This is a genomic window from Sphingobacterium humi, assembly GCF_009768885.1.
GTDB classification, from domain to species: Bacteria; Bacteroidota; Bacteroidia; order Sphingobacteriales; family Sphingobacteriaceae; genus Sphingobacterium; species Sphingobacterium humi.
Genome location: NZ_WSQA01000003.1, coordinates 198,515 through 220,450 on the forward strand (window position 1 = coordinate 198,515; position 21,936 = coordinate 220,450).

Here is a 21,936-nt window from a genome sequence, read left to right on the forward strand (position 1 = left end):
TTTCCTCCCAATTAGCCGAATTTGACTAAGATTACCGGCTTTATTTTATTACTTTTGTTAAAAAACAAACGCATAGATGTCAGAAACATTTACGACAAGACCAGTGCAGTTTAACTCAGCTAAAATGAGCTACGAAGAGTTCCGCCAATTGCTGATTACCGATTATAAACTAGCTGTACAAAGCCGTTTTGTTAGTCTACTGGGGAGGAAAGAAGTCCTTACCGGCAAGGCTAAATTTGGTATTTTCGGTGATGGGAAAGAACTCGCGCAGCTTGCATTAGCAAAGGTTTTTAAACCTGGTGACTGGCGTTCTGGTTACTACAGAGATCAAACATTGGCGTTCGCCTTGGGAATTAGTTCGGTTTACCATTTCTTTTCTCAGTTATATGCGAACCCTACTTTAGCAGCCGACAGCTCTTCGGGCGGCCGGCAGATGGTGGCCCACTTTTCCACCCCGCTTGTTGATAGCGACGGGGAGTGGATTGACCAAACCCAACAGTTTAACACGGTTTCCGATATTTCAACAACAGGCGGCCAAATGGCGCGGATTTTGGGTTTAGCCCTGGCTTCCAAGCTCTACCGCGATAATCCAAACTTATCACATCAGGATAAATTCAGTCTGCAAGGTCAGGAAGTGGTGTTCTGTACCATCGGTAATGCCGCTACATCCGAAGGGGTATTCTGGGAAACGGTAAACGCCGCAGGCGTGAAGCAAATTCCCGTGGTTATTTCCATTTGGGACGATGGTTACGGAATCTCCGTGCCCAATGAAATCCAAACCACCAAGGGCGATATTTCTTCGGTGCTGCGTGGCTTTCAAGCCGATGAGGCCGGCGCTGGATATGAGATCTTCCGCGTGAAAGGATGGGATTATGCCGGACTGTGTGAAGTTTACGAGAAGGCCGCCGAGATTGCACGTGAAGAACATCGTCCATGCATCGTGCATGTAACAGATATTACCCAGCCGCAAGGACACTCGACCTCCGGTTCGCATGAGCGCTACAAGGATCAAGATCGCTTGCACTGGGAAACCGAATTCGATTGTAATCGTAAAATGCGCGACTGGCTCTTAGAGTCCGGATTAGCAAGCGAAGAGGAATTGCAGGCCTTGGAAAGCGAGATGAAGGATGAGGTGCGCAGGGAACAGAAGCGAGCCTGGGCAGACTATCGGAAGAACCTGCAGGTTGATCTGGATGAGGCAATCGCCTTATTGGAGCATATCAACCACCATGCCGTCGAAATTCCGTTAAAAACATTATTGTCCATTACCGATTTATCGTTAAAGGAGGTCTATGTCAATGTACGTCGTGTTATTCGCGATTTACGGGGCTTAGACCTGCCGGGTAAGGCTGAATTACTGGCTTGGTATCGTGAGAAACAAGCGGTAAACCATGCTCGCTTCAACGATAAATTATTTATAGATACCAAATATTCACCCCTTCAGGTTGCACATGTGGCGCCTCAGATTGATGAGGAGTCGGCCATTGTGGACGGTAGGGAGGTGTTGAATGCCTGTTTCCGAGCCAACTTCGAGCGCGATGCGCGCTTATTGGCCTTTGGTGAAGACGTAGGAAAGATAGGCGATGTAAACCAAGGTTTTGCGGGCCTACAAGAAGAGTTTGGGGCGCAGCGTATCTTCGATACCGGAATCCGGGAATCGGCCATTATAGGCAAGGGAATTGGTCTTGCGATTCGTGGTTTCCGCCCGATTGCAGAAATTCAATACCTGGATTACCTGATTTATGCCATGCCTGTGCTTAGCGACGATTTAGCCAGCTTGAGCTACCGCACGAAAGGGCAACAACGCGCGCCATTAATCGTACGTACTCGTGGACACCGTTTAGAAGGCATCTGGCATTCCGGATCGCCCATGTCGGTACTGCTAGGCGGATTGCGCGGCATGCACATCTGTGTACCCCGCAATATGACCCAGGCTGCCGGTATGTATAATACCCTATTGCAGGGTGATGAGCCTGCTTTATTGGTGGAATGCCTGAACGGTTACCGCTTGAAAGAGAAAATGCCGCATAATGTGGGCGAGTTTACCGTAGAAATCGGTAAGGCCGAATTGCTACGCGAGGGTGCTGATTTAACCGTGGTATCCTACGGGTCGACCCTACGCATTGTGCAGGAAGCAGCGCTAGAGCTGGAGAAATTGGGAATCTCGATCGAGATTATCGATGCGCAATGTTTGGCCCCATTTGATAGAGATCATATTTGTAAAACCTCCTTACAGAAAACCAATCGCCTTTTAGTAGTCGATGAGGATTTCCCTGGGGGTGCTTCATCCTATATTATGCACGAGATTTTGGAGGTTCAAGGCGGGTATTACCTCTTGGATAGCCAGCCTCGTACCTTAACGGCAAAACCACATCGGCCGCCATATGGCTCAGATGGTGATTATTTCACCAAGCCGGCCGTAGATGATGTGGTAGAAGCGGCCTACCAAATTATGTCGGATAGTAAACCAACAGACTTCCCGTCTTTATTCTAAGCCGATTTAACAAGATTACTACAGCGCGCCTGCTATTCGCAAATGAATAGCAGGCGCGCTTTTTTAGTGCCCCTTGCCTTATAAAAACAAACCCCTGCCTTTCTTAGAACCAAGGCCCAGTTTCTTTCGCTATCCAACCTATTCCATGCTTTTTCTCTTCCCTTGCAATGCCCTTTGCAAAAGGCATTGATACGGCTGTGAAAGGGGAGTGAAAGGGATCTACAAAGGGACTAAGCAAAAGAAGGTCTTTGCTAGCTAGGTGAAAAATATAGCCCATAAAAAAGGAGCTGTTGCAGGCAACGGCTCCTCGTTTATCTATAGTAAAAGTTCTTTTTAATTGGAAAATAAAGAAGCAGCACCAATAATGGCGGCATGTTCCTGAAATTTTCCGATTTCAATATGGTAAGGTTTTAACATCGATTTATCCGGAAAAATAAGGTCCCAGGCTTTGGTAATATTACCTCCGATGACAAAGCGGTTGCAGGTATACTTCTGGCTAAAGAAGTATAGGAAATCCAACAATTGGTCGCGGTATTCTTCCAGGAGTTGCGCGGTTTCCGGACGTTCCACGTGTTTTTCCAGGATTTCGCGCAGTCCTGCCTCTTCGATGCCGGTTAATGCCGCAAAGCGCTTCACGAAAAATCGGGTGACCAAATACTCCTCGAAGATGCTTTCCTGATAAGGGGTATCCCATAGATCGGCATCGTAGGCTTTTTCACCTTTCTGCCAAACCGCACTCCCCAGGCCTGTGCCCAAGGTAATGCCCAGAATGCATTCCTCCTGATCTAATCCGCAACCGAAGACTTCCCCTTGCAAAAAAGCCGCTGCATCGTTAATGTAGCGGATGGGGTAATCGGGTTGGCCGATCAATTCCTTAATTGGTTCGCTAACCTCCATTTGGTAGAGGCTGTCGTACTTGGCTTGTCCCTTCATTAAGGCAATGCCTTTCTCATAATCGAAGGGGCCCGGCGCCGCAATTCCAATGGCCGTAACAGCATCTGGAATCTTGGAAAGGCAGCTTTTCATGTTGCCGGTCCAGCATTGTAAAATCGATTTAGCATCTGCTTGCGAATTTACATGGTTGCGCGTTATGGTCTCTTCTAAAATAGTCCATGTGGTCTTGTCGACAATGGCGGAAGTGATATGCGTTCCGCCAATATCACAAGAAAGTATCAGTTCTTGGTTAGGCATTATGATAAGCTTCATGTTTTAGGAGGTGATCAGCAATCACCAATGCAGCCATCGCCTCGACAATGATTACCGCGCGAGGAACCACACAAGGGTCGTGACGCCCTTTGCCAGAAATGGTGGTACTTTCTCCCTCTTCGTTAATCGTTGCCTGATCTCTCATAATGGTTGCAACAGGTTTAAAGGCTGTTTTGAAGGTAATATCCATCCCATTGGATATACCGCCTTGTATCCCTCCCGAAAAATTGGTTAATGTTTTTACTTGCTCTTGTTGGTTGACAAAAATATCGTTGTGTTCCGAACCAAACATCTCCGATCCGGCAAAACCGGATCCATATTCAAAGCCATGCACCGCATTGATGCTCATCATCGCCTTCGCTAAGTCGGCATGCAATTTATCGAAAACAGGTTCGCCTAAGCCTACGGGCACATTCCGGATGATGCAGCTGATGCGTCCGCCAACGGTATCTCCGTTTTTGCGTACCTCATCAATAAAAGTCACCATCTCTGCGGCGCTCGCCGGGTCGGCACAACGAACGATGTTTTGCTCGCGTCTTTCCAATAGGTCTTGCAGGTTGTTGCTGTCTAAATTAGGCGCTTCCAATTTGCCTACGCCCGATACATGGGCGAAGATTTCGATGCCACGTTGCTTTAAAAACAACTTAGCAATGGCGCCTGCAGCAACACGGGCTGCGGTTTCACGGGCTGATGAGCGTCCTCCGCCGCGGTAATCGCGTACACCGTATTTCATCTGATAGGTGTAATCGGCATGCGAGGGACGAAACTTGTCTTGAATATGCGAGTAATCTTTTGAACGTTGATCTTCGTTCGGAATAACGATGGCAATAGGGGTTCCGGTAGACTTACCTTCGAATACCCCGGAAAGAATCTGGGCAGTATCACTTTCTTTGCGCTGGGTGGTAATCTTCGATTGACCAGGCTTCCGCTTATCGAGTTCCGACTGGATGAAATCCTCGTCAATGTCGATTAGTGAAGGGCAGCCGTCGATTATTACACCGATGGCCTTTCCGTGCGACTCGCCGAAAGTGCTGATTTTAAAAATATCTCCAAATGAATTTCCTGCCATAATTTGTAATTGCTCGTAAATATATAAAATTGGTGGTAATTAATATCTTCGTTTGCGGTAATAATATAATTACGCTTGGGTATGGAATCCTTGGGCTTCCAAGTGCTTCCAGAATGTAGGGTACGACTTATCGACCACTTGTGGTTCTTCGATGATCACTTCTGGGAATACCAATGCCAAAGGGGCAAAGGCCATGGCCATGCGGTGGTCTTCGTAGGTTTGTATCGTTATGCTTTGCGGTTCGAATACCTGCTCGGTTTTAAGATGGTAGGTTTCACCATCTGCCAACAGCTGGGCGCCGAATTTTGCAATCTCCTGCTGTAGGGCCAGGATGCGATCTGTTTCTTTAATTTTTAGGGTTTCTAAGCCTGTAAAAGAAACATCTTTACGTAAGGCCGCCGCAACAACCACTACGGTTTGTGCCAGATCTGGACATTCTTTGAAGTCGAATAAGGATTTTTGCGAACTTATTCCAGACTTGCGTAAGTGTAAGCCATCGGTTTCAAACGTACTGGTGACACCAAAATGCTTCATGATTTCCGTAATGGCAAAATCGCCTTGTAAACTATGCTGTTTTAAGCCCGGAAGCACAATGTGTGCCTCCTGCGCTAAAGCCACCATGGCATACCAATAAGATGCGGCACTCCAGTCAGGCTCTACATAAATTGTAGCGGCCTGAAAAGGTTGTTTGGCGATTTGAATCTGCTGATCGGTGAACGTGTAGCTAATACCGGCTTCTTTCAGCATCTCCAATGTCATGGTGACATAAGGACGCGACGTTAACTCGCCTTGGATATGCAGGGTAAGGCCTTTCTTTAAGGAAGAGGCAACCAACAGGAGGGAGGAGATGTATTGACTGCTGATGTTGCCTTGAATAGCCACCTCCGCTTTGCTTTGTATCATCCCGCCTTCAATCTTCAATGGTGGATAGCCTGCTTTTTTTTCATAATGAATATCGGCACCAATGCTTTTTAAGGCGTCAACCAAAATACCGATCGGCCGTTGTTGCATCCGTTCTGTTCCGGTGAGGATAAAGTTTCCTTGCTGCAGATTGAGGTAAGAGGTCAAAAAGCGCATGGCTGTTCCCGCCGGACCAATATCAATGCTACACAGTTTGCTGCCGGCTGTTGCCGCCTGTTGCAAGGCTGCTTCCAGACTTACGGTATCTGCTGCTTCCGATAGGTTTTCTACGCGCACTGCCCCCTGACTCAAGGCCCGTATAATAAGAGCACGGTTGCTCTCTGATTTAGAACCAGTAAGTTGAACCGTGCCTTTAATAGTTTTGGATTGATGGGTTAGTATCAATTTATCTTCCGCCATTATGCCTCCGTAACAGAATTAGCATTCATGACTTCGTTTTGCTTGCGAATGGATTCGTTGTGCAATAATTCTAAGAATTTAACCGTAAACTCTTCGCTTAAGCTTAAAGCGCCGGCTAGTTTTACGCGTTTCTGCACAATTTCATCCCAACGGCTAACCTGCAAAATGGTTACATTATTATCGCGTTTAAATTCGCCGATTTTCTCTGCAATTTTCATACGGTCGCCAATCTGTTTGATGATTTGATCGTCTAATTTATCAATCTGACCACGTAATTCTGCTAATTTATCTTCGAATGCCGGGTTGTTCGACTCTGGTTTACGAACAGATACCGAATCCAATAAATCGGCTAGGGCCGCAGGAGTAACCTGTTGTTTGGCATCCGTCCATGCTACCGAAGGATCGATATGCGACTCGATAATCAAGCCTTGCATATCCATGTCCATGGCTTTCTGCGTTACGTATGGAATCAATTCGCGGTTTCCACAGATGTGGCTTGGGTCATTGATAATCGGTAAATCAGGGGCAATAGTTTTCAATTGAATGGCCAAATCCCACATCGGCTCATTGCGGAACGCTGTTTTTTCGTAGGAGGAGAAACCGCGGTGAATAGCACCTAATTTCTTGATGCCTGCGCCGTTGATACGTTCCAAAGCACCGATCCATAAAGATAGATCCGGGTTTACCGGGTTCTTCACCAATACCGGCACATCTACGCCACGTAAGGCGTCGGCAATTTCCTGTACGGTGAAAGGGTTAGCTGTTGAGCGCGCACCCACCCAAAGGATGTCGATGCCTGCCGCCAGCGCTTCTTCCACGTGTTTTGCTGTAGCAACCTCGGTTGCGGTTAATAAACCCGTTTCTTCTTTGGCGCGTTTCATCCAGCCTAAACCTACGCTGCCAATGCCTTCAAACTCTCCGGGGCGCGTACGTGGCTTCCAAATGCCGGCACGTAAAACATTCACTTTTCCAGTGTTCGCTAATAAATGTGCAGTAGATACCAATTGCTCTTCGGTTTCAGCGCTACAAGGTCCTGCAATGATTAATGGTTTATCTCCTGTATCGATCCATGATTTCAAAGGAAGAATGTCTAAAGAATGTTTCATCTTATTTCGTGTTTATTTTTTTTATGTTATGTAATAGATTTAGATTTTCTCGTTTTTCAGGTATTCACCCATGATGCTAAAGTTTACGGTATGTTTCAATACCTTTCGGATGGCCGCATCGTAATCCGCTTGTTTTTTCCATTCTACGTCAACATAGAAGTCGTATTCGTTTCTTCTGCCCACCACCGGCATAGATTGTATTTTGCTGAGGTTCACGTTTTGTTCGGCGAAGCATTGCAATACGGCTGCTAACGCGCCAATGGCATGGGAGGTTTGAAAGGAAAGGGAAGCTTTGTTTGCATTTTTAATTTCTTGAACCTCGTTTGAAAGAATTAAAAAGCGGGTAGAGTTCTTTTTATGTGTTTCAATACGTTTCTCAATTATTTCCAATCCGTATAATTTTGCAGCAGCTTCTGAAGCAATTGCAGCGGTATGGGTTAACTTTTCTTCCACAATCTTTTTCGCACAAGCGGCGGTATCCATGCCTTCTTTAATGGTAAGTTCAGGATGCTCGCTCAGGAATTCATCGCATTGACGGATGGCAATGGGGTGTGATTCAACAAATTTAACGTCGGCTAATTTTGTGCCCGGTAAAGCCAGTAAGTGCTGTTGAATATTCAGGTGCACCTCGCCAATAATATGAAAGCGGTAGTCTCGCAGTAGGTTGTAGTTGGGTAAAATGCTACCCGCAATCGAGTTTTCAATGGCCATCACCACGTAATCAGCCTTGCCCTGCTTTAGCATTTCGCAGGTCTTTTTGAAGGATTCGCATTCCAAGGTTTCGATGTCTTTTCCGAAATACTTATAAGCGGCTTCTTCGTGGAAGGAGGCTTTAACTCCTTGGATGGCAATTCTTATTTTATCACTCATTGTTAATTTTTATACGCTAATTCATGCAAAAAAAAAGAGGTCCCAAATTATTTTGGGACCCCTCGATATATTGTTTCCAATACTATATACTAGTCCCAGCTCTTATCGTAAAAATAAAAGTGCCAAAAGTAAGTATATGTATTCTTTGTGTTCATTCCCTATTGATTTCTGTCAAATATAGAGGTAAAAATGATAAGTGCAAAATTTTTTTAAAAAAATATTCAATTATGCATGTTTTATAAGGTGAAAAGTGCTGTAAAAATGACTAAAAAAACATCAAAAAATACAGTAATAATCGTGTAGTTTTGGCCTGTTTTTTTTATGTTGTGTTTTTGTTGTTTGTTTTGTAATATATTGCATTATAGGTGTTTTAGCTTTGTTTGTTGTATTTTATGTTGGATTTTATAGGGTAAAAAAGTATTAAAAAACTGATAAAAAATGAGTGAAAAAACACATGAAAATAGGTTTCAGAACATGTGTAAATAATAGTAAAAAAATAAAGAAAAACAGCTTGTTTTTGGCTGTATTTTATGTTGAAACATCTATTATTTAGGCCTTGGAAAGGAAATTATGACTGGATAATTAATTAGCCCCAGCTATTTTGGATATATTTGCCCAGCAATTTTCATCGGAAAAGCGATGCAAATTGTCTTGAAATAATCATCGATCATGTTCTATGTGCTCCTGTCGGTACTGTGCTCAGTAACCGTAGCTATTATCATCAAATTTGCCCGGCAACGGGGGGTAAACTACCTGCAATTGCTGGTGTGGAATTATCCGGTGGCCTTAATCCTGACCCATTTCTTATTAAAGCCCGAACGGCATGCTTGGACCAGTGATTTGGCTTGGCATCTGTATATTCCCTTGGGGATTTTGTTGCCCAGTATTTTTGTTTGTATTGCGTTTTCCATTCGCTTTGGAGGCATTGTGAAAACGGAAGTCGCTCAACGACTCTCCTTATTTATTCCGCTATTAGCGGCCTTTTTATTTATGGGAGAACAGTTGCAGCCCAAGAATTTAATAGGCATCAGTGTGGGTTTGTTGGCGATTGCCTTTTCGATCGGTTGGAAAAAAGAAGCCAACAGGGGCGAGGTTTCCTATTGGGTTTTTCCATTGCTGGTATTTTTTGGAATGGGGATTATCGATATTCTCTTTAAGCAAGTGGCGCAGCTCAGTAGCATAACTTATATGTCGTCCTTATGGATTGTTTTCGTTATCGCTTTGATTATCGCCTTTATATTCTTGGGCTATCTCTTGATCATCAAACGACAGGTTTTCGATAAAATGGCTATTGTTTATGGTGCCGTGTTGGGATTATTCAACTTCGGCAATATTGTATTTTATATGAAGGCGCACCGGGCTTTACCCGATCATCCTTCTTTGGTGTTTACGGCCATGAATATCGGGGTTATTGCGGTTGGTGCCTTGGTTGGCGTATTGCTGTTTCGAGAAAAGCTTAGCAAATACAATAAAATTGGGGTACTTTTGGCCATTATATCCGTATTATTAATTGCATTGCTGTGAGTTTATTTGACGATACCTATAGAACCATTACGGAACCCGCTGAGGGTATTTTTAGAGATAAGGGAAGTAAATTTATTGCCTATGCTTATCCGTTTCGCGATGAGTCTACACTTAAGGATATCATAGCGGAATTGAAAGCTGCCCACCCCAAGGCGAGACACCATTGTTGGGCATACCGCCTTTCACCAGACCGCTCGGTGTTCCGCGTGAATGATGATGGTGAACCCTCGGGAACCGCCGGAAGGCCTATCCTTAATGTCTTGCTGTCGCAAGATGTAACCAATATTATTGTGGTGGTTGTTCGTTATTTTGGCGGTACCTTATTAGGGGTGCCCGGCCTCATCAATGCGTATAAAACGGCAACCCTAGAAGCACTGGATTCGGTGGATATCGTAGAGCGTACCGTGAATGATGTGTATGCGGTTCATTTCGATTATCTGCAGATGAACGATGTCATGAAAATTGTGAAAGAACAAGAGCTGAAAGTACTTAGTCAAAACTTTGATACATCCTGTACAATTCATGTAGAAATGCGTAAATTACAGGTAAACGAAGTGGTCGGAAAACTCGAGACCATGGAGGGAATAGAAGTAGACTATTTACGAACCATATGATTAACGATTCTGAACTCATTATTAATGCGGATGGCAGCATTTACCATCTCAATTTAAAGCCTGAAGACATTGCCGATACGATTATTTTTGTAGGAGATCCGGATCGGGTGCCCGAGGTGTCTAAATACTTCGATAACATCGAAGTGAAAAAGGGAAAACGTGAATTTATTACCCATACCGGTTTCTTAGGCAATAAACGCTTAACCGTTATTTCAACGGGTATTGGCACGGATAATATCGATATTGTATTGAACGAGCTGGATGCTTTGGTGAATATCGATTTTAATACCAAGACCTTGAAAGAGGAGATCCGCTCGCTGGATATTATCCGGATTGGCACTTCAGGGTCAATCCAAGGGAATATTGCCATTGGTACTATCCTGGCCAGTGAATTTGCCATCGGCTTCGATACGCTGATGCAGTATTATAAAAAACCATATACCGATACCGAGAATGCTATCCGTGATGCGGTGCTACGTAATTTCGAAGATCTGACCTTTAAACCTTATGTGGGCCATGCTTCCGCGAAATTATTAGCGAAGTTTGCGTTCGATATGCCGAAAGGGATCACCATGACGGCGCCTGGTTTTTACGGTCCGCAAGGCCGATCACTACGTACCAACAATACCTATCCCTTTTTGATTAAACATGCGAGTCAGTTTGCGGTGGAACATAGGCAGATTACGAACTTGGAAATGGAAACTGCAGGCATTTATGCGCTCAGCAATATGCTGGGGCATCATGCGATATCCATTAACGCTATCCTAGCGAGTAGGGTGCAGGAAGCCTTCTGCAATAACCCGCAGGAAATAATCGATAACGCTATTAAAACGATATTGGAAAGGATCTAACAGATCCTTTCTATGTTAGATACCTACGGTTCCTTTGCGGGATGAATCGAATCGCAACAGGATAAACAATAAGATGGTAAAGGACCATAAAGAGGATCCTCCATAGCTGATAAACGGCAATGGAATCCCGATTACGGGCACAATTCCTATCGTCATCCCGATGTTGATAAAGAAGTGGAAGAATAGGATGGAGGCTACGCCATAGGCATAGATCCGGGCGAAGGCCGTCCGTTGTCTTTCCGCAATATTGACGATGCGCAGGAGCAAGGCCAAGTATATGGAAATCAGAAAGACCGAACCTACAAATCCCCATTCTTCACCTACCGTACAGAAGATAAAGTCGGTGCTTTGTTCAGGCACAAAGTTGTATTTTGTTTGCGTTCCTTGCAGGTAGCCTTTGCCGAAAAGCTGTCCGGAACCAATAGCAATTTTAGACTGGTTTAAGTTATAGCCCTGTCCCTTCGGATCGTCCATCTTACCCAAGATAATATCGATACGATTACGCTGGTGGGGTTGTAGAATGTCTTCGTAAGCAAAGTCTACACATAATACATAGACCGAGGATACGACAAAAAGGATAAGCATATTAATGACGTTCTTCCTTTTCTTACGCATCATAAAGGCGAGGAATCCGCAAAGCAAAGCGATGACCCCGATAATTACCCATTGGTTTATGAGCAGTGCCAACACGAAGAGGAAGATGGCCAAGCCACCGATGATTAAGAATCCGGTGCTCAAATAACCCTCTCTATAGAATACGAAGACCAAAGAAAAGAAAGCTAAGGCCGACCCTGTATCGGGTTGTAACATAACTAATCCGACCGGGAACAGCACAATACAAGCGCCTATAAACAGGGTTTTCATATTGGGGTTCTTGTTGGTTTGGTTACTAAGGTAGTAGGCCAGCGTTAAACAGGTGGCCAGTTTCCCGAATTCCGAGGGTTGCAATCGAAAGCTCCCCAGTGGAATCCAAGCCTGATTACCCGCAACATTACGCCCGACGATCAGTACAGCAATCAACAGCAAGACGACAATAAAGTAAATGACGGGAGCTGATGACATGAAGAACCGCGAGTCGATAATCAGGATACAGATCCCGATAATTAAGGCGGTAAAGATATAGATCGACTGCTTTCCGTAATTGGTCGCTAAGTTAAAGAGTCCGGGATTCTCGGCATCATAAACTGCCGCATGGATATTGAATAAGCCAATGATGCATAAGGCAAACCACAGCCCGATGGTTATCCAATCGATTCTTCCGAAAAAGCTTTTGTTTTGCCCACTATTCATGGTTTCTCCTTACTTGACTATGGTGCACTAATACGGAGCGTTCTTCTTTTGGCGCAAGGGCAGCTGACTTCAATGGCGCAGTTGTTTTATTCTTTGTTTGGGTACTGTCTTTTTTAACTTCGGGGGTCTTCGGCTTTTTAGGCTTCGGCAAGAGATTCGCATTGTACACCCGATCTTGAATATATTTCGGCAAGGAAATAGTATCCTTTAGGTATTTCTCTACCATCATGGAAGCGATAGGCGCGGCCCATGTTCCGCCATAGCCGGCATTCTCCACGAATACCGCGATAGCAATCTTCGGATTGTGTCGCGGTGCGAAGGCGAAGAATACAGCGTGGTTTTCGCCATGCGGATTCTGCACCGTTCCGGTCTTACCACACATCTCGATGCCTGTGATGCGGGATGCTGCGCCCGTACCACCTTGATTCACCGCCTGGCTCATGCCTTCAATTACAGGTTCGTAATATTTAGCATCTACACCTGCGAAGATTTTCTCCGTGAATTCTTCTTTTACTATTCGTTTCTCCCCAATTCCTTTAATAAGGTGCGGTCGGTAATAGAATCCACGATTTGCCACAATAGCCATAATATTAGCCATCTGTAGTGGAGTAATCCCTAGTTCTCCCTGACCGATAGACAAGGAAATGTTATAGCTAGAGCGCCAGGATCCATTGCCATAGCGTTTGGTATAGAAATCAGATGTAGGGACTAAGCCAGGTTTTTCACCCGGAAGGTCGATACCTAAGCGATGTCCTAATCCGAATTTCCCTAAGGCTTCCTTCCAAAGGTCGTAGGCTTTCGGTCCGCTCAAGCCTCTGGAGTCGATCATCTTGGCATACACGTATCCGTAATAGGTATTACAGGACATCTTAATGGATTTCACCAAGCTGGTGGCTCCATCCACGTGGGTGCAGCGCATAATTGCTCGTCCACCGCCATAACGATAGCCGCCGGGGCAATAGAATACCGTTTGTTCATTAATAACCCCTGCTTGCTGCCCGGTCAAAGCGGCTACAACTTTAAACACCGATCCCGGAGGATAGGAAGCTTGTATAGGCCGGATAAACATGGGCTTAGACTCATCGTGCAATAACTTCATGTAGTTATTGCCGAGTTCGCGGCCCACCATCAGGTTCGGATTGTAAGAAGGGCTACTCACAAAGGATAGAATTTCCCCTGTCGAGGGCTCGATAGCCACCACCGATCCTAATTTATTTTTCATCAGCCTTTCTGCCAATATTTGCAAGTCTTTATCCAGAGAGGATACCAAACCATCGCCTGTTACAGCCACCGTGTCGTATTTACCCTCCATAAAGCTGCCTTTCGGACGATTCAGGGCATCAACCATCTGGTTTTTCACGCCACGTTTTCCACGTAGTAAATCCTCGTAAGCACGCTCTACACCGGAGGCTCCGATATAGTCGCCGGGCCGATAGAAGCCATCGGATTTCTTGATATCCCGTTCGTTTACCTCTTGGATATAGCCGAGAAACTGCGCGGCAATACTATCCGGATAACTGCGAACTGTCCGGTTCTGGTAATAGAATCCCCGGAATTTATACAGGTGTTCCTGAAATTTAGCAAAGGTGGTCGAGCTGACCTGCTTCATAAACTGCGAAGCGCGGTAAGGGGAGTGAGCCCGTGCTTTCTGCATGCGGGTCTTGAAGTCGGTGCTATCAATGCCTAAGAGGTCGCAAAGCAACAGGGTGTCGATATCCTTCACCTCTCGCGGGGTGACCATAATATCGTATACCGGTTCGTTCTGTACTAAAACTTGACCATTGCGGTCTAAGATGACCCCCCGGGCCGGGTATACAATCACCTTGCGCATCACGTTGTTATTGGCCGACAGCAAGTAGCGGTCGTCAATAATCTGCAGGTAGAACAACCTCGCAATGATAACCAGGGCAATGGCTATAAAGATTCCTTGAATGACGTATTTACGGTTAAAGAAACTGTTATTCATGAATGAAATGACCGTAACAAAATTAATTACCTAATAAGCGAGACTTCCTTTTGTAGAACAATAAACTCATCAACATAATCAGAAGAATGGTAAAGATGCTGCTGAGCAAAATACTGAACAAGGTGCTCAGGTAGTTCGTGAAGCTGAAATATTCCACGTGCAACAATACCAAATGATGAATTAATGTGCCAATGGAAATATAAGAAAAAAACCACTTATTTCCCATTATTCCTAAAGATGGGGTTTCAAAGGAGTTCTGCGCATCCACATCCAGAGTGATGTTGCAGAAGAAGGTGCGGAACCAAACTAAGGCCACACAGGCCGCCGCGTGTACACCCAAAGAGTCGTAAAACGCATCTACGGTTAAGCCTGTTAAAAAGGCAATCACGTATAAAATAAAGTTTGGGGTACTGATGGGCAGTAAAAAAATAAATAAAATATAGGGAAAGGGAGTCGCCAGATTGTAATAGCCAATATTCTTGAATAAAACCACTTGCATGGCAATCAAGGCTATAAAGCGAATGATATTATAAATGATTACTCTACCCATTATTATCAGCGGTCTGCTCCTCCAATTTATTTTTCTCGTCCTCTAACAAATCCTTAACCACGTACACATGATTAATATTACTGAAGTTCGTTCGTAATTTTATCCGCACATCCAGAAAGCTCTCGCCCGATTGAATACCGGTCTCTTCCACACTGCCAATTTCAATTCCTTTTGGAAACAAGGAAAATCCTGAAGTGTATACTTTCTGACCTTTCTGCACTTTCACATGATTCGGAATGTCTTTCACCATCGCAAAGCGCGGATCTACATTATTTCCCCAAACCAAGGATCCGAAGACATTGCTGGTGTCTAAGGTTACTGAAATCCGGGTATCCGGATGTAATAGCGATTGAATGGTACTAAAGTGAGGGGATACATTCAGGACAATGCCTACCACCCCGTTTGAAGTGATGACACCCAATCCTTTCTGAATCCCATCCTGACTGCCTTTATTGATCGTTACGAAATTGCTTTTTTGATGAATGCTGTTGTTCACCACTTCGCCCATAATGAAATGATAGCGATTGGCTTCAATAGAATCCACAAGCTGTATGCTGTCCAGCGTATCCTTCAAGATGTAGCCCTGCAATTGTTGTCGCAGCAATGCGTTTTCCTGCGCCAAGTTCTTGTTGGTTTCATCCAGGGCCAAATAGCTTTTCCAGGAATTCAACTTATCGTAGAAAGAACCGACAACCACATTGGAAGAGTTAATGAAGGAAGAACGTTGGTATCTGTTGTTTTGAACAACCAGGATGATGGCAACAGTAAAGAAGAGAACAAACCAAAAAAAGGCGTTATATCTAACCAAGAAAAGCCAAAGGTTTTTCATTATTGTTGTCTTTTAATAGCTACGCGATATAACATTATGGAAACATTATATCGCGTGCCGAATATGGATATCTTCCTTGTATTACTGCATTAAGAACTTGAAGCGACCGATATTTTTCAGGGCGATACCTGTACCACGTACCACCGCACGTAACGGATCTTCAGCCACATGAACCGGAAGCTTTGTTTTCGCTTGGATACGTTTATCCAAGCCGCGTAACAAGGCACCACCACCTGTCAAGTAAATACCTGTTTGGTAAATATCGGCAGATAGCTCTGGCGGCGTAATTTCTAATGCTTTAAGAATAGCTTCTTCAATTTTGGAAATCGACTTGTCTAAACAGTGGGCAATCTCCGTATATGAAACGGTAATCTGTTTCGGAATACCGGTCATCAGGTCACGACCTTGAACCGCGAAATCTTCTGGTGGATCGGTCAGCTCTGGTAAAGCCGCACCCACTTCGATTTTAATTTTCTCCGCAGTACGGTCACCAATCATAATGTTATGCTGACGACGAATATATTGAACGATGTCTGAATCGAAGTTATCTCCTGCAACACGAATCGATTGATCGCAAACGATACCCGATAAGGCGATAACCGCAATCTCTGTGGTACCCCCACCGATATCGATGATCATGTTTCCTACAGGCTCTTCCACATCAATCCCGATCCCTACAGCTGCAGCCATGGGCTCATGGATTAAATAGACTTCTTTGGCTCCAGCGATTTCTGCCGAGTCACGAACGGCACGTTTTTCCACCTCGGTAATACCCGATGGAATACATACCACCATTCGCAAGGAAGGGAAGAACCAGCTTTTACCGTTGTTTACCAACTTCACCATCCCACGAATCAGGTGCTCCGCCGCAGTAAAATCGGCAATCACCCCATCGCGTAACGGTCTGACGGTTTTAATATTATCGTGGGTTTTACCCTCCATTTGCATGGCCTGACGGCCAATCGCAATTACCTTATTTGTCGTGCGATCAAAGGCAACAATCGAAGGTTCATCAACCACTACTTTATCATTATGAATGATTAGGGTGTTAGCTGTACCCAAGTCTATTGCAACTTCTTGCGTAAACCAATTAAAAAGCCCCATTTAGATGTGAAAGTATAATTTAAAATTTTTATGCAAACCTAATGAAAAAAAATGGTTATTGAACAATCCTGCCGGCATAAAAATCATCTTTTATCCCGCATTTCTATAATTTTTTTTCACCCGGTATTGCTAACGTATTCTCCTGATTTTTATTGTATAGAAACCCCGATATAATAGTTAAAACTGTCTACCTGCAAATCCTCTTTGTTATGGCCTTCCAGGCGTAGCGGTTTAAAACTTGTGGTCGGTTGCAGGCGGATCTTTTCGCCCGATTTTCCATACAGGTCAACCGGCATATCGAATCCAGAAACCTCCGCAATCCATCGGTAGATAAACTGACCTTCCTTGTTTTGGATAATCTCCAAGGTCGGGATGCTTTTGCGTCGAACATATTGTTCAAAAACGCGGGTCAAATCAAGGCCTGTGCTGCTGTTCATGTAGCTCAAAATGTCGTTATAGTCTACGGTTTGATGGTAGAATTTCTTGTTCATGCCGCGCAAAACCTGCCGCCATTTCTCATCATCATCAAGGATGGTTCTGATCATGTTGTGCAGCACGCCGCCCTTGTTATACATATCGCCGGAACCTTCCTTGTTCACGTTTAGCGGGCCTTGTAAAGGCCTGTCGTTCAGGATGCCGCGTCGGTTTCCATTCACATAAGCCTGGCTCGCTTCCTTGCCATAGAAATAGTCGATAAATAGGGCTTCCGAATAATTAGTGAAGCTTTCATGAATCCACATATCGCCCAAATCTTTGGCGGTAATGTTGTTGCCAAACCACTCGTGGCCCGACTCGTGCACCACGATAAAATCCCATTTTAAACCCCAACCTGTGCGCGAGCCATCATTGCCCAAATAGCCGTTTTTATAGCCGTTGCCATAGGCAATAACACTCTGGTGTTCCATGCCTAAATGGGCTGTTTCCACCAGTTTATAGCCATCTTCATAAAAAGGGTAAGGGCCAAACCAATGCTCAAAAGCCATAAGGGTTTCCTTGGCATTCTTTTGCAAGTGGGGCAGCTTGGCTTTATTCTCCTTCAATACGTAATAATCGAGGGTCAATTTGCCGCCTTCCCCGTTATAGGTTTCCCGAAGATGGGCATAGTCGGCAATGTTTAAGGCCACATTATAGTTATTAATCGGGTTTGCTACTTTCCAATGAAATTTACGGTAGCCATCCTTCAGGTCTTCGGTTTTCACCAATCGCCCGTTGGATACGTTCATTAAGCCTTTGGGTACCGCTACAGAGATCAGCATGCTGTCTACCTCATCCGATTGATGGTCTTTGTTGGGCCACCACACACTGGCACCCAAGCCTTGGCAGGCGGTTGCCACCCAGGGTTTTCCCTTGCTGTCTTTTTTCCAATCGAAACCACCATCCCAAGGCGCACGCGTGGCTTGGATAGGATGACCGGAATAATGCACCGTAAAAGAATCGACCTTGCCTTTCTCGATAAAGCCTGGGAACTCCACAAATACGGCGTTGTATTCCCGGCTGAAGGGGAGAGGTTTGCCCTGATACAGCACCTGATCTACCGAAAGGTTATCGAACAGGTCGAACTGTAATTTCTGGAATCGATCGACCGCTTTAAACTTAAACAGGTTGCTGCCCGAAATAAATTTCTGATCAATATCCACTTTCACATCCAGGTGATAATATTGAATATCGTAACATGTGCGCAAAGGGGTCAGCTTGCCCCGCAGGGAGTCCGCTTTGGAGTAAATCTCCTTGGCCTTCATCAATTGCCCATGGGCGCTATTTATCAGCAGGCATAATAGGGCTGCCCAGCATAAACGAAACGCTTTGTTGCTCATAATTTAATATAATTGGTTTGGCTATTCGCCTTTTTTACGCTTAAAATATTGTTCAATTTCAGGCAAGCTAAATGCATTTAAGCATTTATCAGCCGTCAATCCGCCTTTTCTTGCTACATACACGCCAAACTCCATATCCAAGAAGCCTTCCTTGCGGTGGGCATCCGGATTAATGGATAATAGCACTCCTTTTTCCAACGCATATTGATGCCAACGCCAGTCTAAGTCCAAACGTAGCGGATTGGCATTAATCTCGATCACCACCTGATTGGCTGCGCAGGCATCAATTACTTTTTTATAGTCTATCGGATAGCCAGCCCGTGAAAGCAATAAACGACCCGTAGGGTGCCCCAAAATTGTTGTATAGGGGTTTTCAATGGCCTTAATTAAGCGGGCTGTTGCTTTTTCTTCTTCCATCTTCAGGTTGCCGTGGATGGAAGCCACCACGAAGTCGAATTTCGCTAAAATCTCATCTGGATAATCAAGAGAGCCATCGCTCAGGATATCCGATTCGATGCCTTTGAAAATCTTGAAAGGAGCAAGACTTTGGTTCAAGGCGTCAATTTCCTGCCATTGGGCTTCCACGCGCTCAACGCTTAAGCCGTTCGCATAAACAGCCGTTTTCGAGTGGTCGCAAATGCCTAAATATTCCAAGTTCAACTCTTCCTTCAGGTAGAGCGCCATGTCTTTTAAGCTGTGTACACCATCACTGTAAGTCGAGTGGTTATGTAAAGATCCTTTTAAATCGCTGTAGCTTATCAAGCTTGGCAACCTGCCATCTTTCGCTTGCGCTACCTCCTTGCCGCCTTCCCGCAGTTCCGGCTCCACATAAGCGAGGCCCAAGCTTGCGTATATGGCATCTTCGGTCGCTAAGGGTTTTATTTCTCCTAAGGCCTCCAGTTGGGCAATATGTTGTTTCGAACCGGTGGTCAATAGCTGCATTTTAGCAAAAAGATCCGGCTCACAGAAGAACAGTTTGAAGGGAATGCTGTTTTCATCCCGAAACTGAATATAGCCCTGTTCGGCCTCCACCTTCATTTCATGGTCTAAGGCCGTAACCGCCGCTAATAATAAGGCTTGCGGCGCATCGCTTAACAGCTCTACCTCCTGCAGTACTTCCGCTTTCCGACGGAAGTCTCCCGTATAGGAGATTCGGCTGCCACTAAGGCTTTCGCGCAGGGCCGCTATGGTTTTTTCTGCCGATTGCATCACTTTCGCAAAATGATACCAACCCTGATTGGCCATGGCAAATTCAATGGCTTTTTTTATATCCTCCTGCGTTTTCAGTCCAAACCCTTTGGCTTCCATCAAGCGGTTTTCATTGCAGGCATAGTAGAGTTCGCCAACCGACTCAATTTCCATATCCTGCCAAACAACCTGCACCTTTTTCGGACCCATGCCTTTAATTTTTAGCATCTCAATAATGCCTTCAGGCGTTTTCTCGCGTAACTTTTCCAATTCCGGAAATGTGCCGGTGGTTACGACCTGCAAAATGCGTTCGGCCGTACTTTTCCCAATATTTGGTTGTTCGCTCAGTTCTTCCAAGGTAGCACCCGATGCTGCGAAAGGTAGTTTGTCGATACGAAAGGAGGCACTGGCCATAGCTTTGGTTCGAAAAGCGTTCTCATTATGTAGTTCCATCAATTGGCCGCATAATTTGAAAACTTTAGCTATGTCTTTATTTGTCATGGTGATTTTCTTTTAAGGTTCTCAAAAATACAAATCTTAAAGGGAGGAAGGACTATAATGGCGGAATAATTTAGTTTGCTGCTTTTCGACATAAAAAAAATCCTGAGGCGGGGAACCTCAGGATTTTTACCAAACCAATTATTAACCTAAATTATGAAATTTTTACTCTTTTACTCTTTTGCTTTTTCTACAGTTATAAACGCAAAGCTTATGCCTTTCGTACGTTTATCTTCTGCTATTAACATCTTTTAACAAAATCGCCCTAAAAAAACAAAAGTCTCACCCTGGGGTAAGACTTTCATCCTTATGTTTCGTTTGTTTTATTGTTCAGTTTGCGGTACAACCGGTTTGCTGGGTTCCGGTCTGTTGTATTTATTAATGATCAAACGGATACCGGAGTTCTTGGTTAAGAACTTAATGGTCCAGTTCACGAAGGTTACCAACCTGTTGCGGAATCCGAAAATGGAAACCAAGTGCACAAACATCCAGGTAGCCCAAGCTAGGAAGCCTTTCATATGAAAGTTGCCTAAGTCTACCACTGCTCTGGCACGACCCACAGTAGCCATCGATCCTTTATCGAAATACTTAAAGTTTTCGCTGCTTTGTTTGTTCAGGCTGTTCACGATATGGTTGGCCACGTATTTCCCTTGTTGTTGCGCCACGGGAGCAACACCCGGAAGGCCTCGCGGATTCTCGTCGGTCATCAAGGCCGAAACGTCGCCAATGGCGTAGATATCATTTTCGCCTTCAACCCGACATTGCTCATCGATTTTAATACGATTGCCACGTTGGATAAGCTCTGGATTGATACCTGTTGGCATTTGACCCATCACACCAGCACCCCAGATCACGGTTTTTGTAGGAATCTGTTCGCCGGAAGATAGGGTTACTGTATTGCCATCATAACCGTTTACCGTCGTGTTTAACACGATGTTTACGCCAAGTTCTTGTAAGTATCGCTCGGCATCGCGGGATGATTTCTCCGATAAGGCACCTAATATTTTACCGGTACCTTCCACTAAATGGACTTTCATTTCGTAGGAAGATAGCTCAGGATAATCTTTTTTCAACATGTGTTGCTGGTATTCCGCAATAGCGCCGGAAAGTTCAACCCCAGTAGGGCCACCACCAACCACCACAAAATTCAAATAACGTTCTCTGTCGGAAGCATTTTTACGCAAAACAGCTTCTTCCAGGTTCTGCAACAGGTAGCTACGGATATTTAAGGCTTCCACAATGTTTTTCATCGGTAAAGCATATTTTTCCACCTCCTTATTGCCAAAGAAATTCGATGTTGCACCGGTCGCAATTACCAAGTAATCGTAATCGTAGTCTGCAACAGAGGTTTGCACCACCTTGTTGGCCGCGTCGATATGCAATACTTCGGCTAAACGGAAACGGAAATTCTTCTGGTTTTTGAACATCTTCCGAATCGGAAAAGATATCGAATCGGAGGCTAATGTCCCTGTTGCCACTTGATACATTAAAGGTTGAAACGTGTGGTAATTGTTACGGTCTATTAATAAAACCTCCACCTCCTTGTTTTTCAGCTGGCGCGCTACTTCCACACCCCCGAATCCGGCTCCAATAACGATAACTCTTGGAAAGTTTCTTTCAGAACGATTTAGCAACATAATACT

Annotated in this window: 17 protein-coding genes; 4 read left to right on the forward strand and 13 right to left on the reverse strand. The window is 44.7% G+C overall.

What is annotated here, in order from left to right; all coding sequences use genetic code 11:
- Nucleotides 1-76: 76 nt before the first annotated feature.
- Complete coding sequence (locus GQF63_RS05040) at nucleotides 77-2,494, forward strand: alpha-ketoacid dehydrogenase subunit alpha/beta (protein WP_160368023.1); 2,418 nt, start codon at nucleotides 77-79, stop codon at nucleotides 2,492-2,494.
- Nucleotides 2,495-2,827: 333 nt separating this feature from the next.
- Here GQF63_RS05040 and GQF63_RS05045 read toward each other — a convergent pair whose 3' ends face one another.
- From GQF63_RS05045 to GQF63_RS05065, 5 genes are all read right to left on the reverse strand, one after another.
- Complete coding sequence (locus GQF63_RS05045; RefSeq protein WP_246163319.1) at nucleotides 2,828-3,700, reverse strand: ROK family protein; 873 nt, start codon at nucleotides 3,698-3,700, stop codon at nucleotides 2,828-2,830.
- Nucleotides 3,678-4,769: a chorismate synthase gene (gene aroC / locus GQF63_RS05050; protein ID WP_160368024.1), complete on the reverse strand. Its 1,092-nt coding sequence runs from the start codon at nucleotides 4,767-4,769 to the stop codon at nucleotides 3,678-3,680. Before aroC ends, GQF63_RS05045 begins: the two co-directional genes overlap by 23 nt.
- Nucleotides 4,770-4,838: 69 nt before the next feature.
- Entirely contained in the window at nucleotides 4,839-6,089 is a 1,251-nt protein-coding gene (aroA, locus tag GQF63_RS05055) for a 3-phosphoshikimate 1-carboxyvinyltransferase (RefSeq protein ID WP_160368025.1), read from the reverse strand.
- Complete coding sequence (locus GQF63_RS05060; RefSeq protein WP_160368026.1) at nucleotides 6,089-7,195, reverse strand: chorismate mutase; 1,107 nt, start codon at nucleotides 7,193-7,195, stop codon at nucleotides 6,089-6,091. Before GQF63_RS05060 ends, aroA begins: the two co-directional genes overlap by 1 nt.
- A gap of 39 nt (nucleotides 7,196-7,234) precedes the next feature.
- Complete coding sequence (locus tag GQF63_RS05065; RefSeq protein WP_160368027.1) at nucleotides 7,235-8,065, reverse strand: prephenate dehydratase; 831 nt, start codon at nucleotides 8,063-8,065, stop codon at nucleotides 7,235-7,237.
- 669 nt (nucleotides 8,066-8,734) lie between these two features.
- On the opposite strand from GQF63_RS05065, the gene GQF63_RS05070 reads away from it, so the two are divergent.
- Genes GQF63_RS05070 through GQF63_RS05080 form a run of 3 tightly spaced genes read left to right on the forward strand, consistent with a single transcriptional unit; the run spans nucleotide 8,735 to nucleotide 11,054 of the window.
- A complete protein-coding gene (locus tag GQF63_RS05070; protein ID WP_160368028.1) occupies nucleotides 8,735-9,589 on the forward strand; it encodes a DMT family transporter in 855 nt (284 codons plus the stop codon).
- Nucleotides 9,586-10,203: a YigZ family protein gene (locus GQF63_RS05075; protein WP_160368029.1), complete on the forward strand. Its 618-nt coding sequence runs from the start codon at nucleotides 9,586-9,588 to the stop codon at nucleotides 10,201-10,203. The genes GQF63_RS05070 and GQF63_RS05075 overlap by 4 nt, the downstream gene beginning before the upstream one ends.
- Nucleotides 10,200-11,054 carry a nucleoside phosphorylase gene (locus GQF63_RS05080; protein WP_160368030.1) on the forward strand — a complete coding sequence of 285 codons (855 nt, stop codon included), beginning with the start codon at nucleotides 10,200-10,202 and terminating at the stop codon, nucleotides 11,052-11,054. Before GQF63_RS05075 ends, GQF63_RS05080 begins: the two co-directional genes overlap by 4 nt.
- A gap of 15 nt (nucleotides 11,055-11,069) precedes the next feature.
- On the opposite strand, the gene rodA is transcribed toward GQF63_RS05080, so the two are convergent.
- The 8 genes from rodA to GQF63_RS05120 all read right to left on the reverse strand — a co-directional run bounded on the left by rodA (nucleotide 11,070) and on the right by GQF63_RS05120 (nucleotide 21,930).
- The gene (gene rodA, locus GQF63_RS05085; RefSeq protein WP_160368031.1) at nucleotides 11,070-12,344 is read right to left on the reverse strand and encodes a rod shape-determining protein RodA; all 1,275 of its coding nucleotides are present in this window, start codon (nucleotides 12,342-12,344) and stop codon (nucleotides 11,070-11,072) included.
- Nucleotides 12,337-14,310: a penicillin-binding protein 2 gene (mrdA, locus tag GQF63_RS05090; RefSeq protein WP_160368032.1), complete on the reverse strand. Its 1,974-nt coding sequence runs from the start codon at nucleotides 14,308-14,310 to the stop codon at nucleotides 12,337-12,339. Before mrdA ends, rodA begins: the two co-directional genes overlap by 8 nt.
- 22 nt (nucleotides 14,311-14,332) lie before the next feature.
- A complete protein-coding gene (locus GQF63_RS05095) occupies nucleotides 14,333-14,860 on the reverse strand; it encodes a rod shape-determining protein MreD (protein ID WP_160368033.1) in 528 nt (175 codons plus the stop codon).
- The gene (mreC, locus tag GQF63_RS05100) at nucleotides 14,853-15,689 is read right to left on the reverse strand and encodes a rod shape-determining protein MreC (protein WP_160368034.1); all 837 of its coding nucleotides are present in this window, start codon (nucleotides 15,687-15,689) and stop codon (nucleotides 14,853-14,855) included. The genes GQF63_RS05095 and mreC overlap by 8 nt, the downstream gene beginning before the upstream one ends.
- Before the next feature lie 81 nt (nucleotides 15,690-15,770).
- Nucleotides 15,771-16,793, reverse strand: coding sequence for a rod shape-determining protein (locus tag GQF63_RS05105; protein ID WP_149526761.1), 1,023 nt, complete (start codon nucleotides 16,791-16,793; stop codon nucleotides 15,771-15,773).
- Nucleotides 16,794-16,942: 149 nt separating this feature from the next.
- Entirely contained in the window at nucleotides 16,943-18,607 is a 1,665-nt protein-coding gene (locus tag GQF63_RS05110) for a M1 family metallopeptidase (RefSeq protein ID WP_160368035.1), read from the reverse strand.
- Between the two features lie 21 nt (nucleotides 18,608-18,628).
- The gene (locus GQF63_RS05115) at nucleotides 18,629-20,296 is read right to left on the reverse strand and encodes a DNA polymerase/3'-5' exonuclease PolX (RefSeq protein ID WP_160368036.1); all 1,668 of its coding nucleotides are present in this window, start codon (nucleotides 20,294-20,296) and stop codon (nucleotides 18,629-18,631) included.
- A gap of 320 nt (nucleotides 20,297-20,616) precedes the next feature.
- Nucleotides 20,617-21,930 (reverse strand): NAD(P)/FAD-dependent oxidoreductase, encoded by a 1,314-nt coding sequence (locus GQF63_RS05120; protein ID WP_160368037.1) that lies wholly within the window; start codon nucleotides 21,928-21,930, stop codon nucleotides 20,617-20,619.
- Nucleotides 21,931-21,936: the final 6 nt, after the last annotated feature.

Bases quoted from the DNA above. Each gene is read 5' to 3' on its own strand.
- GQF63_RS05040 (WP_160368023.1), top strand. From the start codon at position 77: ATGTCAGAAACATTTACGACAAGACCAGTGCAGTTTAACTCAGCTAAA.
- GQF63_RS05045 (WP_246163319.1), bottom strand. From the start codon at position 3,700: ATGAAGCTTATCATAATGCCTAACCAAGAACTGATACTTTCTTGTGAT.
- aroC (WP_160368024.1), bottom strand. From the start codon at position 4,769: ATGGCAGGAAATTCATTTGGAGATATTTTTAAAATCAGCACTTTCGGC.
- aroA (WP_160368025.1), bottom strand. From the start codon at position 6,089: ATGGCGGAAGATAAATTGATACTAACCCATCAATCCAAAACTATTAAA.
- GQF63_RS05060 (WP_160368026.1), bottom strand. From the start codon at position 7,195: ATGAAACATTCTTTAGACATTCTTCCTTTGAAATCATGGATCGATACA.
- GQF63_RS05065 (WP_160368027.1), bottom strand. From the start codon at position 8,065: ATGAGTGATAAAATAAGAATTGCCATCCAAGGAGTTAAAGCCTCCTTC.
- GQF63_RS05070 (WP_160368028.1), top strand. From the start codon at position 8,735: ATGTTCTATGTGCTCCTGTCGGTACTGTGCTCAGTAACCGTAGCTATT.
- GQF63_RS05080 (WP_160368030.1), top strand. From the start codon at position 10,200: ATGATTAACGATTCTGAACTCATTATTAATGCGGATGGCAGCATTTAC.
- rodA (WP_160368031.1), bottom strand. From the start codon at position 12,344: ATGAATAGTGGGCAAAACAAAAGCTTTTTCGGAAGAATCGATTGGATA.
- mrdA (WP_160368032.1), bottom strand. From the start codon at position 14,310: ATGAATAACAGTTTCTTTAACCGTAAATACGTCATTCAAGGAATCTTT.
- GQF63_RS05095 (WP_160368033.1), bottom strand. From the start codon at position 14,860: ATGGGTAGAGTAATCATTTATAATATCATTCGCTTTATAGCCTTGATT.
- mreC (WP_160368034.1), bottom strand. From the start codon at position 15,689: ATGAAAAACCTTTGGCTTTTCTTGGTTAGATATAACGCCTTTTTTTGG.
- GQF63_RS05105 (WP_149526761.1), bottom strand. From the start codon at position 16,793: ATGGGGCTTTTTAATTGGTTTACGCAAGAAGTTGCAATAGACTTGGGT.
- GQF63_RS05110 (WP_160368035.1), bottom strand. From the start codon at position 18,607: ATGAGCAACAAAGCGTTTCGTTTATGCTGGGCAGCCCTATTATGCCTG.
- GQF63_RS05115 (WP_160368036.1), bottom strand. From the start codon at position 20,296: ATGACAAATAAAGACATAGCTAAAGTTTTCAAATTATGCGGCCAATTG.
- GQF63_RS05120 (WP_160368037.1), bottom strand. From the start codon at position 21,930: ATGTTGCTAAATCGTTCTGAAAGAAACTTTCCAAGAGTTATCGTTATT.